The sequence below is a fragment of the Chryseobacterium sp. JV274 genome (genome assembly GCF_903969135.1).
In the GTDB taxonomy this organism is placed as follows: domain Bacteria; phylum Bacteroidota; class Bacteroidia; order Flavobacteriales; family Weeksellaceae; genus Chryseobacterium.
The window spans coordinates 48,729-62,663 of sequence record NZ_LR824569.1 but is presented as its reverse complement, the minus strand read 5'-3'; the positions used below and the strand labels follow the sequence as shown (position 1 = coordinate 62,663).

Genomic DNA, 13,935 nt, shown 5'->3' with positions numbered 1-13,935 from the left:
ACAAAGTTCAGCATTAGAATAAACCCGGAAGTTGCCAAAATGCGGTAAGCTGTAGCCAAAATGGATTCTTAAATACATTTGTTTTTTGTAAGTTTGCCTTCATCAATTCTTATGGCAGAATATATTCTTGACAACATCAATATCAGTACACTTTCCGTATATGACCTGCTGAAACATACCTCAGACAGCACATTCATTGGAATCAGGGATTTCCGAGAAATATACCCTGCAGCTATTGAAAACAATACAGGAATATTTACAAAGCAATCTTCATTACAGGATTTTCCAATGGTCAGCATCAGCAAGGTCGGCAGTTCATTATTATGCTCCTGCACATGTGATAATCAGAAAGACCAGCTTTGTTCCCATCAGGCAGAAATTATCCATTGTATCATTGAGGATAAAAATTACCGCCTGTTTTTTGATGATATGCTCCGTAAAAAAGCTTTTCTCCCTAAAGCCAAAACATATGGCCTTGAAAATGAACCTGATCTGGATCAATATTTTCAACTGGAATATAGGGATGGTAAAATTGAAATCCTTCCTAAGATCAAGGAAATGCTTCCTGTAGATGATGTTATGTTTCAAAGAGATCTTCTACCGCAGCTTCCCTCAAGACTGGATGAATTGGCAGTACTGGAAACAGGCAAGAAACAGATATTGGTCATTGGTAAGCACCGTTATTACAACCATATGACCTTCTCTCTGATGGAAGCTGAAATAACGCAGACAGGGAAGCTCAAAAATCCGGTGACTCCTGTAGATGCCATGCAGCTGATATGGAAATCGGAGAAACCCGCAGAGATTAAATTTTACACCGCTATAACCTCTTTCCAGAATAATTATAATGAAGATTACAATACTTCAGAACTGGAAGCTTTAAAGCTCATTGTACAGAATCCTCTGAAACTGGATGTCTATCATCACGACCGGGAAATCTCAGAAACGGTATCCGCAAAGTCACTTTCCCATGTTGAATTAAATACTTTAGATGCCGAGGTTCAATTATCTGTATTTAAGAAAGATCCGTTTTACGAAATAACCGGAGAATTACAATTGAATGATATCTCTGTTCCTTTCAAAAATATTGTACTCAGAAATGAATATTTTGTTTATAACCGAAACATTTTCAGCTTTGTAGACCATCCTGACATGCTAAGAATCATCCGGTTCTTTAAGGCTAATAATGAGATTTTACTGATCCATTCTTCAAAATATGAGGCATTTATGAAGAATATTCTCTCTACCATAGAAGAACGTATTCACATAAATTACAGCTACATACAAACTGCAACGAAAGTACAGCTTGAAGATAAAAAATATCAAACTGAAAGAGTAGTTTATCTCCGTCAGCAGGAAAATTATATAGGAATCACACCGGTAATGAAATACGGAGACGTAGAAATTCCTGTCTATTCCAGAAAGCAGCTTTTTGATACAGATCAGAATGGAAATCCATTTAAAATAGAGAGAATTGAATCTGCGGAAGCCCGCTTTACTTCTTTGGTCATGCAGCAGCATCCTGATTTTGAAGAGCAGATGGACGGCTATCAGTATTTTTATCTTCACAGGGATAAATTCCTGGATAACAACTGGTTTCTTGAAGCATTTGAAACCTGGAGAAATGAAGGAATAACCATACTGGGCTTTAACGAATTAAAGAATAACAAATTAAATTCCCACCGGGCTACAATCAATATTCAGATTACCAGCGGATTGGATTGGTTTAATGCTAAGCTAAAAGTAGGGTTTGGTCCTAAAGAAGCTTCTTTAAAACAACTTCACCGGGCGATCCGGAATAAAAGTAAATTCGTCCAGCTGGATGATGGAAGCATGGGAATTCTCCCTGAAGAATGGATGGAGAAAATAGCCGCTTACTTTCATGCTGGAGAAATTGACGAAGAGCTCTTAAAGATTCCAAAAATCAACTTCACGGAGGTCACTTCATTGTTTGAAAAGGAAATCCTGAGCCAGGAAGTTCAGGAGGAACTCACCACGTATTCCACTAAGTTCTCAAAAGTAAAAAAAATTCCCAAAGTCAATATTCCGGCTGGGCTGAATGCTGAACTTAGGGATTATCAGCATGATGGACTGAACTGGCTTAATTTTCTTGACGGATTCAACTTCGGAGGGTGTCTCGCAGACGATATGGGACTTGGAAAAACCATTCAGATCATAGCTTTTATCCTTTCACAGCGGGAAAAACGGGGGCATACTACCCATCTTATTGTAGTTCCCACTTCCCTTCTTTTCAACTGGCAGGAAGAGATCAGCAAGTTTGCACCTTCTATAAAAGTTCTGCTGCATTATGGTGCAGACAGACCAAAGACAACCGCTCATATGTCTGATTATGAAGTAGTCCTTACCACTTATGGAATGTTGCTTTCAGATATCCGTTTCCTGAAAAATTTTAATTTCAATTATGTTTTTCTGGACGAATCACAGACTATTAAAAATCCAAATTCGGAAAGGTATAAAGCAGCACGGCTGCTTCAATCGAGAAACAGGATTGTATTAACGGGTACTCCTGTTGAAAACAGCACTTTTGACCTTTACAGCCAGCTTTCTTTCGCTTGTCCGGGACTTTTGGGAAGCAAGCAGTATTTTAAAGATATTTATGCCATTCCTATTGATAAATTTGAATACAGTAAACGGGCGTTAGAACTTCAGCAAAAAATAAAGCCCTTTATCCTCAGAAGAACCAAGAAACAGGTCGCAAAAGAGCTGCCTGAGAAAACAGAAACGGTGATCTACTGTGAAATGAATGCAGAGCAACGTAAAATCTATGACGCTTATGAAAAAGAACTTCGTGAGTTTATTGCAGCCAATGATGACGATGATCTGAATAAAAACAGCATGCACGTCCTTACGGGCCTTACAAGACTCAGACAGATCTGTAACTCTCCTGTTTTGATAAAAGAAGGATATTCCGGTGAAAATGCCGTTAAAATAGAGATTTTGATGGAACAGATCCTTGGGAAATCAAAAGATCATAAAATACTGGTTTTCTCACAGTTTGTGGGGATGCTTGATCTGATAAAGACAAAGCTGGAACGCCACAATATTCAGTTTGAATATCTTACGGGGCAGACTAAAGACAGAGGAGAAAAGGTAGCTAATTTCCAGAAAAATGATGATATCCGGGTTTTCCTGATCAGCTTAAAGGCCGGCGGTGTCGGTCTCAACCTAACGCAGGCTGATTATATTTACCTGGTAGACCCATGGTGGAATCCTGCTGCTGAAAATCAGGCTATTGACAGAAGCTACCGCATAGGACAAACCAAAAATGTAATTGCTGTCCGGATGATCTGTTCTAATACTGTGGAAGAGAAAATTCTTACCCTTCAGAAAAAGAAAAAACAACTGGCTCAGAATCTGCTTACCACAGATGGGAAAAAGCTTCAGGGACTTTCAAAACAGGACCTTATGGACCTGCTGGAATCTGGTTCATAATACACTTAAAAATCTATTGAATACGACATTTTAAAAATAAAAAAACCGACAGGTAAAGAACCTGTCGATTAAAAACAAAAATTGATATGGATATGATTTAGATATGATGTGTCTATTTTTTGATAATCTTTTCTGTGACTGTTTTTTGATTCTTTGTCAGGATTTTAATAAGATATGTTCCAGAAGTAAAATTCTCCATGGGTACATTCATCGAATTGCCTTCCAGCATCTTCTGCCCTGACATATTGTAAATTTCATATTTCTCCAGCTTTTCTTTCATCTTGATATTCACAGAATTCGTTGTAGGGTTCGGATATATCTGAACATTGGCTGATGCTTCTTTAGAAACCTCTATTGTGGAAAGGCTTTCCGGCTGAATTTTAAGCGTATAATCTTCTGCCTGCCCTATAAACCATCCTGAAGGGCATGGAAGGTTTTCCAAAGTTCCCATCCATGAATTTGATTCATATGCTTTTACCAATCTGAAACGGGTTTCTCCAAGCTGCGCTCCTCCCGGAATTATAATACTACCGGATGTGATCCCTGATTCTGTAGTAGTAACCGGATTGGAATGGTCCAGATAGCCCAGGTTAAACTTCTCATCCGCATCAAACTGATTATTATGGTTAAAATCAATATAAGCATACACTGATACGGTATTCTGTCCATGAGTACCTCCTGTTACTGTTATAGGATAGGCATTTCCCCGGTTAACAGTGAAGACAGTCGCCGTAAAATTTTCAAGAACATCTGAGTTACCGTCAATAGCACTGTTTCTTACGGTTCCGGCAAATTCTACTTTGCTTATTTCGCTTACTGTAAGACTGGTTACATTTTCGGCACCACAGTAAGGAGCCGGGAAATTCACTGTGTTTCCTATAATATTGACGGTATAATCTTCAGTCTGCCCTGCTCTTAAGCCGGAATCACAGGCTGAACTGATAGAATTGGCAGCATTAGGATCAGAATAAGCCTGAACATTTGTATTCTTAAGAACCCTCATTCTTGTACTCCCATTGGCCGCGTTTGCAGGAATCACTATTGTATTGTTGATGGTAAATGCATTGGCTGGATTGGCTGCTTCAAGTCTTCCAATGTAGAAGCTTTCTCCGGCATCATCAAAATTACCATTCTGATTAAAGTCTATAAAAACAGCTACATCACTGGGAAATGTACTGGAAGGACCAGTTACAGATATATTATAATTACTTCCGGATTGCAAATCTGTGGACATTGATGTAAAATTCTCATAAATTTGTGCATTCCCTGACTGAACCGGTGATGAGTTATTAATGTTTCCGAAAGTAACATTACTGATCATATTACTGTCAGCTCCATACTGAAATGCAGGCATACAATATTGCAATTGTGCATTCACCAGAGAGCAAAGTACAATACCAGAAAGAGTAGTTATTTTTTTCATTTTTTGTTTGAATTTCTTGGGACAAATTTATATTTATTTAGAATGAATAAAAATAAGAATGTAATGATATTTGTCAGTTTAGCAAAAATAGACCATTGACTGCCTAATGATATTTATCTGGAAACTTAATTTACTAATGGATAATCAATCTGTTATAAATAAAAAAGACCTTTCTCAAATTTTATTTCAAGAAAAGTCTTTTCGTTATAAAGAATCGAATCTAAGGAATTTTATCTGCTTCAACTTACATTTTCGATAAGAACTGCAGACGCTCCACCTCCTCCATTGCAGATGGCAGCTATCCCCAATCTTCCTTTTTCCTGCCGCAGTACATTGACTAAAGTTGTTATAATTCTGGCTCCTGAAGCACCAATCGGGTGTCCCAAAGCAACCGCTCCACCGTAAATATTTACCTTATTGAGGTCATAACCCAAAATCTGCTGGTTGGATAAAATCACTGAGGAATAGGCTTCATTAATCTCAAAATAATCAATATCAGATAAACTGAGACCTGTTTGTTTCAACAATTTCTGAATGGCAATAGACGGAGAAGTAGTAAACCATTCCGGAGACTGAGCCGCATCTGCATATGCTGCGATCCTGGCCAAGGGTTTCAAATTATGCTGCTGTATAGCTTCTGAAGATCCTACTAGAATTGCTGCAGCCCCATCATTCAGATTGCTGGAATTAGCAGCTGTCAGTGTACCCTCTGATTCAAATGCCGGTTTCAAAAGAGAAATTTTCTCTGGAATAAGTTTCTCAATATCTTCATCTTTATCTACGATGATAGACCCTTTCTTTCCTTCAATTGAGATCGGGATCAATTCATTGCTGAACTTACCGTTTTTCGCTGCTTCCTGAGCCCGATGATAGGAAAACAAAGCATATTCATCAAGCTGCTGCCGTGTTAATCCATATTTTTTTACGCCCAATTCAGCGGCACTTCCCATATGGAAATCATTATACACATCCCATAGACCATCTTTAATCACGCCATCAGTAAGGTTGGTATCTCCTAATTTTGTTCCCAGACGAAGCTTAACGTAATGAGGAACATTGCTCATACTTTCCATACCACCAGTCATGACAAGATGTTCCAGACCAAGCTGAATCTGCTGAGCACCGATCATAGCCGCTTTCATTCCGGAAGCACAGACTTTGTTTATTGTTGTTGCATCTTTATCTACCGGAATTCCTCCAAAAATAGCGGCCTGTCTTGCAGGAGACTGCCCCAGCCCGGCACTGAGTACATTTCCCATATACACACTGTCTATATGCTCCGGAGCCAATCCGATGTTTTCATAGGCATTTTTAATTACAACTGCTCCAAGTTGAGGAGCTGTAAATCCGGATAGGCTTCCCATAAAACCACCCACTGGAGTTCGTTTTGCAGCCAATATAAATACTTCTTTCATAGGATATTATTTTTAATACCAATCGGTATATTTCTGGTTAAAAAAATTCTTTCCTTTTCACAGGGAACAATACAAAGATAATTAAAATATACCAATCGGTATATTAAGGATTAAAAAAATCTTACTGTAATAAGTAAGACTTTAATTTTTATGTTCTGCTCAGCTGATCCAGTTTTTTAAGCAGCGTGGGCATTCTGTAAGTGCCATGCATTTGTTCTACTTTCAATTGAACTTCATCTACATTCATTCCTTTGGCTGTCACAAAAAGTGGTGTTTTACTTTCTCCGCGAAATACACTTCTCCTTTGGGAATCCGGAGTTGTAAATTCGTTTTTGGCGATCCCAATAATAGGACACTTTTCTTCCAATGCTTCGTAGAGGTGGCCGCCCAACCCTATTTTTCCATCATTGTCAAGAGTAACATATCCGTCAACAATGATAATATCTTCTGATTTTAATGTAATTTTCGTGAGCAGACTTAAAATGCAGGGTAATTCTCTTTTGTAAAACGCCCCGCTTTCATATGCTGAACTCACAGCAGTCTGTTCTATAAAAACTTCCACTTCTTTTTCAGACGTCCAGTCCTCAAATGCAATACACACCGTATTGGCATAATCCTCATAATAATAGGTATCAAATGCGTAAATCATATTTTATTCCCTTAAAAAAACTCGCCAAAATGCCATAAAATCCCTGAAGGATCATGTACAAAACACTCTTTTCCCCATTCCATGGTTCTTACAGGAGTAAGTTTTACATTCTCATAGGTATCTGTAAGCTTTAAGGATAAAAGCTCCTTCCAGAATTCATCTGTATTGACCACTTCCATAAAGATCATGGTATTATCAACCCAATCCTTTGTATAATAATCCTGAAGATAAAAGCCTATTTCCTCTCGTATAAACAGTGATAACTTGGGCTCCAGAACAACCTCTTCAAATCCGAGATCCTTATAAAAGTTTCTGCTGATCTCAAAATTCTTTGCTCCGATAAAAGGTCTGATGGATTTTAGTTTCGGTGTCATACTATTTTATTTTTCCAGTGTTCATAGGTCATTTCAAATTTTACCTCTCCTTTTCCATGGGTTCCGGTTTCTTTCCATCCAGATTTTCTGTAGAAATTCTCAGCCCGTGTTCCAGGTGAAGTACCAAGCCACAGATCGTCTTTCTTTTGTTTAAAATACCAGTCGAGCATGATGTCATGAAGCTTTCTGCCGATTCCCTGATTTTCAAAATCAGGATGTACAAATAAAGCCCAGATATTATTTTCTTTCAGATCTGCAATGGAAAAGCCTACAATCTGACCTTTTGCCTCACTTACCCAACCTTTTCCTCTTTGAAAAAGAAATTCCTCACAGTCTTTATCTGTAACCAAACCTGGATCTGATAATGTGTTTTCTTTCACAGAATTTCTTACGACCTGAATCTGTGGAATGTCTTCCGGTCTTGCTTCTCGGATTACTATGTTCATGGTGATTGTTTTTCTTAATTCTTGATTATTTTCTGTCAACCACAATTCTTTCTTCTCTGTTGGCAATATCCCATGCTGTAGTAAAAATAAGCTGGGTTCTTTTCTCTAATAATTGATAATCAATCTTTTCAGGATCATCTGTTGGCTTATGATAATCTTCATGAATCCCATCAAAAAAGAATGCGACAGGAATATTATGTTTGGCAAAATTATAGTGATCTGAACGGTAATATAATTGTTCCGGATCATTCAAATCATCATATTTGTAATTAAGTTCCAGGTTATTCGTTCTCTTATTTGCAGCTTCGTTAATTACTTTAAGCTGAGAGCTTAACATTTCAGAACCAATGACATATACATATTGTTTCCCTCTGTTGGCAGGATCATCACGTCCAATCATGTCAATATTAAGATCAACAACGGTATTGGCTAATGGGAAAACAGGATTTTCGGAATAATATTCTGAACCAAACAATCCGTGTTCTTCTCCTGTAACGTGCAGAAACAGGATCGATCTTTTAGGTCCTTTTCCTGCTTTTTTTGCCTGCTGGAATGCCTTGGCGATTTCCATTACTGCTACAGTGCCGCTTCCGTCATCGTCTGCTCCGTTGTACACGACTCCATTTTTTGTTCCTACATGATCATAATGTGCAGAAACTACAACAATCTCGTCCGGTTTTTCGCTTCCTTCAATAAAAGCCATGATATTTTCAGAATCAGGAAGGTTACCTCCACCTCTTTTTTTCATAAACTCAGATGGAACTTTCTGATAGTATGAGCCTAATGCTTTAGGTCCGGAAATACCAAGATTTTTATAATAATTAATCATATACTCTCCCGCCTTCTTCTGCCCTTTGCTTCCTGTATCTCGCCCTTCCATATCATTTGCTGCAATGACATACAGATTTTTCTTTAAATCCTCAGCATTAATTACCTTGTATGCATTGTTAAAAGCCTTGTTATGTTTTGTTGAAACAGGATGTGAAGAATTCCCATCAGATATTTTTGCCGTCCCACAACTGGTCACTATAGCCATGGCAAATAACGGAATAAGTATTTTTTTCATAAAGAATAAATTTCTTAAAAATAACAAATTTTATTGAATTCTAATAAAACAGATCAAAATCGCAATATCATATGCTTCCCATTATAAAATTAACGATACTCCAATTTAAAACTCAATACGGTATTAATTTTTTATTATATTTGATTAAAATACAAAATAGGTGGATAAAATTTACGGATTTACTCATTATTCCTTTTTTACAGAAATGTCCGAACTTGCAGCCAGACACGGAAGCTTTGATCTTTCTCTGGGACTTCCCGATTTTGATATTGATGAAAGACTTAAAATATTCTTAAAAGAAGCAGCCGAAAGAGACACTTACCATTATGAACCTCTTGCCGGCAATCCCCTTCTGATCGAAAGTATCATTCGTTTCAATGCAAAACGGACTCACAAAATTCCTGTTACAGCTAGAGAAATAACCATTGTTCCGTGTGCAACCTTTGCTTTATATACTTCCCTCAAATCAATTTTAAATCAATATGATGAAGTAATTATTATCCAACCTTCATATTATACTTATGGACCTGCTGTTGTCATGAATGGCGGAATCCCTGTCTATTATGATCTTGATGGTGATTTTACGATCAACTGGGATTTGTTTAAAAACTGTATTACTGAAAAAACCAAAGCTGTCATTGTAAATTCTCCTCAAAATCCAACCGGGAAAGTATGGAAAAAGGAAGATTGGAATCACTTGTATGAACTGACTAAGGATCGCGATATATATTTGATTTCTGAAGAAATATATGACACGTACTGCTATGATGAAGTTAAGCATTACAGTTCTTTTATTCATCCGGGGCTCAGAGAAAAGACATTCTGTATTTTTTCTTTTGGCAAAATGTTTCATACTTCCGGATGGAAAGTCAGTTACATGCTAGCTTCTGAAACTTTAACGGCAAAATTCCAGTGCCACCAACAGTATATTTCTTACAGTGCCAATGCTCCGGCGCAATATGCTATCGCAAAGTATCTGGATGTATTTGATCCGGCCATCAATAAAGAAATAATGCAGAATAAAAGAGATATTTTCAATCAGCTGATTCAGGAAACTCCCCTGCAAGTTGAACAGCAAGCGGAAGGAAGTGTTTTCCAGGTCGTTAATTTCCGGAATATTTCTACTACCATGACGGATGTAGAGTTTTCAAAATGGCTTACAATCGAGAAAAAAGTTTCTTGTCTTCCGCTTTCGGCTTTTTACAACTCAAGACAGAATTCAGATTATGTCAGGTTTAGTTTTGCTAAAAAAGATGAACTGATTATCCAGGCTTTGGAACATTTAAAAAGGAATCTTTGATTTTTCTCACAGATTTCTCAGATTTTCACAGATGATTGTGGATATCTATTCATATAATTTTAATTTTCATGCTACCCCAAAATATAATAAAAAAAGCACCGCCAAGGCAGTGCTTCCATTATATTTTAATGATTTTAAAGAGCCAGAACTCTTACATCAATTCTTCTGTTTTTTGCTTTACACTCATCAGTGTCATTGGCTTCACATACCGGATGCTGTGAACCATATCCTTCAGCTTCTACTCTGTCTGCAGAAACACCCAGCTCGAGTAATTTAAGTTTTGCTGTTTGTGCCCTCAGATTTGATAATTTAAGATTACTATCTTCATTACCACTGTTATCTGTATATCCGCCTAATTTTATTTTCAGATCAGGATATGCATTTAAGATTTCCGCTAAAGTATTCAGCTGGAGTTCATAGCCTGCCTTCAGGTCACTGGAACCTGTTTCAAAATAAAGGTTTTCAATGGTGTACCATTTATTAGGGTCTAAAGCAGATTTATCTTTCTGTTTCACCACATTATAAAGCTGATAAAGCTGGCTTCCATCTCCTATGGCAATCGTTTTTCCTCCATCCAATTTTATTTTCTGAACATTTCCTGTTTCATACACAAAGTCGCCACTTTCATTAAGATGTCCCTGAACTCCACCAGGGGAAACCGGAACTGTTGTAAGATCTGCATGACCAGCCGTTGTAGCGGCAGATATTCCGGTAAGGCTTTCAATTTTTGCTTTTCTGTTGGCTTCAATTTTATCTTTATGCAAAACAGCTAAAGTAGGTGCAATAACCAAAGAAACAATTGACATTAACTTGATCAGAATATTCATGGATGGGCCGGAAGTATCTTTAAAAGGATCTCCAACCGTATCTCCTGTTACAGATGCTTTATGTGGCTCTGAACCTTTGTAATAGGTCTGTCCATTGATATCCACCCCTTTTTCAAATGATTTTTTAGCATTATCCCAGGCACCTCCTGCGTTATTCTGGAACATTCCCATCAAAACACCACATACCGTGGCACCAGCCAAAAATCCTCCCAATACTTCAGGACCGAAAATAAATCCCATTAAGAGTGGGGAAATGATTGCTATAGCACCAGGCAGCATCATTTTTCTGATGGAGGCATCTGTAGAGATAGCAACACATTTTTCATATTCAGGTTGTGCCTTTCCTTCTAAAATTCCCGGAATTTCACGAAACTGTCTTCTTACTTCTTCCACCATCGCCATGGCAGCCTGCCCAACTGCAGTGATTGCCAATGATGAAAAGATAAACGGAATCATTCCACCAATAAATAAACCAGCCAAAACATCTGCTCTGTAAATATCAATTCCGTCAATTCCTGCAATTCCAACAAAAGCTGCAAATAATGCTAATGCTGTCAAAGCTGCTGAAGCAATAGCAAATCCTTTTCCGGTAGCTGCAGTTGTATTTCCTACCGCATCCAGGATATCTGTTTTTTCACGTACCTCTTTGGGAAGTTCACTCATTTCGGCAATACCACCGGCATTATCAGCAATAGGTCCAAAGGCATCAATTGCCAGCTGCATAGCTGTAGTAGCCATCATTCCTGCTGCTGCAATGGCAACACCATAAAGCCCGGCACACAGATAAGATCCATAGATTCCGCCTGCCAACACGATAATCGGAAGTAAAGTAGATTCCATACCCACGGATAAACCTCCGATAATGTTAGTTGCGTGTCCTGTAGAAGACTGTCTCACAATACTGGAAACCGGTCTTTTACCCATTGCGGTATAGTATTCTGTTATGATGCTCATTAAAGTTCCTACAACCAATCCTACCATGATGGCACCAAATACCCCCATTTTAGTAAACTCATGGCCTCTTAGAACCATTTTTTCAGGTAGGATATAAGTTACCAGAAAGTAAGATGATATAGCTGTAATAACAATACTTCCCCAGTTTCCAAGGTTTAAAGCATTCTGTACACTGGAAGTGGATGAGCCTTCATTATCATTAATTTTCACAAATAAAGTTCCGATCATAGAAAATATAATTCCTGTTCCTGCAATCAGCATCGGTAAAAGGATTGGAGCAAAACCACCGAAGGCATCATCGGAAATAGTTTCTCTACCTAACACCATGGTTGCCAGAACTGTTGCAACATAAGACCCGAAAAGGTCGGCTCCCATTCCTGCTACATCACCTACGTTATCTCCTACGTTATCTGCAATCGTTGCAGGGTTTCGGGGATCATCTTCAGGGATTCCGGCTTCTACTTTTCCTACAAGGTCAGCACCTACGTCTGCCGCTTTTGTATAAATACCGCCTCCTACTCTTGCAAAAAGTGCTATGGATTCTGCACCTAGAGAAAACCCTGTGAGAATTTCAATGGTCTTTTCCATTTCATGAGAATCTACTGTGGCATCGGGTGCAAAAATCTGTTTGATGATCAGGAATAATGCTCCTAAGCCTAAAACAGCAAGTCCGGCAACCCCCATTCCCATAACAGAACCTCCTGTAAAAGATACTTTAAGCGCTTTCGACAGTGAAGTTCTTGCCGCTTCAGCTGTCCTGACATTGGCTTTGGTAGCAATTTTCATCCCGATAAAACCTGCTAATGCGGACAATACAGCTCCTACTGCAAAGGCAATACCGATACTCCAATGCGAGTTGGCATTACTTGATCCCATTACGGCGAGTAAAATGGCGACTACCACCACGAAGTACATTAAGATTTTATATTCAGCCTTTAGAAAAGCCATTGCACCGTCTGCAATATGGCCGCTGATTATTTTCATTTTTTCATTTCCTGCATTCTGTTTATTTACCCAGTTGCTCTGAAGAAATGTATAAAGTAAAGCGACGACACCAAAAATTGGCACTAACACAAATAGATCCATAGTTTAATATTTTTTTGGTAATAGAAAATTAAATATAATAAATAATTACCATCAAAGCACTAAAAACTTTAACAGTATGATGCTTACCATCAAAAAGGATAAAAATATGACACCGAACCTATCGTGGTAGAAATTGATGAAGAAACAGTACTGAATAAGGCTTTCAGACACATTTCATGCATAAAAAAAACCTTTAAATTATTCAAAGGTTTTTCAGAGTTTGAGATTGCTTCACAGTCTGTTCGCAATGACTTTTACTCAACAAAAAAGAGTAAACAGAAACCTGTCTACCCTTTTTTATTTTATGAATAAAGAGAATCTTATCCTCCGAATTTATCTGCGTAGTCTGTTTGAGAAGCTTTAATCACTTTTCTAGCATGCTCAGCTCCATAAACCTCCTGAATTCTACATTTAGCAGGCTCATCCGGCAGGTTTTTATACGTTAGGAAGTAGTGCATTAATCTTTTTACCTCTGCTTCTGGTAATTCAGAAATATCTCTGAAGTGTCCGAAAGCATGGTCATTGATCATTACTGCAACGATTTTATCATCAGCTTCTCCTCCGTCGATCATTTTAAAACCTCCGATTGGAATAGCTTCCATCAATAAACCTCCAGCATGGATGTTGTGAGAACTTAAAACACAAATATCAAGAGGGTCATGATCTCCCATTGTAACATCCGTAGCTCCTGCTTCTACAGCAAGTCTCATTACTTCCTTATCACAGTATGTTCTTGGAACAAAACCATATAAAGCAGGGATGATGTTAGAAAATTTCTGTGGTCTGTCTACTTTTAAGTATCCTGTTTCTTTATCTACTTCATATTTAATAGTATCTGAAGGAACAATTTCCACAAATACGTTTACAACATTTGGCGCATCTTCTCCTGCAGAAATTCCGTGCCATGGATGTGCTTTAAAATTTGGAATCATTATTTATCTG

Annotated in this window: 10 protein-coding genes; 2 read left to right on the top strand and 8 right to left on the bottom strand. The window is 38.0% G+C overall.

Going from position 1 to position 13,935, the window contains the following annotated elements; all coding sequences use genetic code 11:
* The first annotated feature begins 111 nt into the window (after nt 1-111).
* Nucleotides 112-3,453, top strand: coding sequence for a DEAD/DEAH box helicase (locus tag CHRYMOREF3P_RS00295; RefSeq protein ID WP_180563526.1), 3,342 nt, complete (start codon nt 112-114; stop codon nt 3,451-3,453).
* A gap of 112 nt (nt 3,454-3,565) precedes the next feature.
* On the opposite strand, the gene CHRYMOREF3P_RS00290 is transcribed toward CHRYMOREF3P_RS00295, so the two are convergent.
* The 6 genes from CHRYMOREF3P_RS00290 to CHRYMOREF3P_RS00265 form a co-directional block, all read right to left on the bottom strand.
* The gene (locus CHRYMOREF3P_RS00290) at nt 3,566-4,876 is read right to left on the bottom strand and encodes a T9SS type A sorting domain-containing protein (RefSeq protein ID WP_180563525.1); all 1,311 of its coding nucleotides are present in this window, start codon (nt 4,874-4,876) and stop codon (nt 3,566-3,568) included.
* A 239-nt stretch (nt 4,877-5,115) separates the two neighbouring features.
* Nucleotides 5,116-6,291, bottom strand: a complete 1,176-nt coding sequence (locus tag CHRYMOREF3P_RS00285; protein ID WP_180563524.1) for an acetyl-CoA C-acyltransferase — start codon at nt 6,289-6,291, stop codon at nt 5,116-5,118.
* Between the two features lie 148 nt (nt 6,292-6,439).
* Nucleotides 6,440-6,940, bottom strand: a complete 501-nt coding sequence (locus tag CHRYMOREF3P_RS00280) for an endonuclease V (protein WP_077414361.1) — start codon at nt 6,938-6,940, stop codon at nt 6,440-6,442.
* An 11-nt stretch (nt 6,941-6,951) separates the two neighbouring features.
* Nucleotides 6,952-7,314 (bottom strand): glyoxalase, encoded by a 363-nt coding sequence (locus tag CHRYMOREF3P_RS00275; RefSeq protein ID WP_077414363.1) that lies wholly within the window; start codon nt 7,312-7,314, stop codon nt 6,952-6,954.
* Complete coding sequence (locus CHRYMOREF3P_RS00270; RefSeq protein WP_232538919.1) at nt 7,311-7,760, bottom strand: GNAT family N-acetyltransferase; 450 nt, start codon at nt 7,758-7,760, stop codon at nt 7,311-7,313. The genes CHRYMOREF3P_RS00275 and CHRYMOREF3P_RS00270 overlap by 4 nt, the downstream gene beginning before the upstream one ends.
* Before the next feature lie 25 nt (nt 7,761-7,785).
* Nucleotides 7,786-8,826, bottom strand: a complete 1,041-nt coding sequence (locus CHRYMOREF3P_RS00265; protein WP_180563523.1) for a M28 family metallopeptidase — start codon at nt 8,824-8,826, stop codon at nt 7,786-7,788.
* Nucleotides 8,827-8,986: 160 nt separating this feature from the next.
* Between CHRYMOREF3P_RS00265 and CHRYMOREF3P_RS00260 the strand changes: the two genes are divergently transcribed.
* Nucleotides 8,987-10,126 carry an aminotransferase class I/II-fold pyridoxal phosphate-dependent enzyme gene (locus tag CHRYMOREF3P_RS00260; protein ID WP_180563522.1) on the top strand — a complete coding sequence of 380 codons (1,140 nt, stop codon included), beginning with the start codon at nt 8,987-8,989 and terminating at the stop codon, nt 10,124-10,126.
* A gap of 134 nt (nt 10,127-10,260) precedes the next feature.
* Here the strand turns inward: CHRYMOREF3P_RS00260 and CHRYMOREF3P_RS00255 are convergent, their stop codons facing one another.
* Nucleotides 10,261-12,993, bottom strand: coding sequence for a sodium-translocating pyrophosphatase (locus tag CHRYMOREF3P_RS00255; RefSeq protein WP_180563521.1), 2,733 nt, complete (start codon nt 12,991-12,993; stop codon nt 10,261-10,263).
* A 320-nt stretch (nt 12,994-13,313) separates the two neighbouring features.
* The gene (locus CHRYMOREF3P_RS00250) at nt 13,314-13,925 is read right to left on the bottom strand and encodes an inorganic pyrophosphatase (RefSeq protein WP_077414371.1); all 612 of its coding nucleotides are present in this window, start codon (nt 13,923-13,925) and stop codon (nt 13,314-13,316) included.
* Nucleotides 13,926-13,935 lie beyond the last annotated feature (10 nt).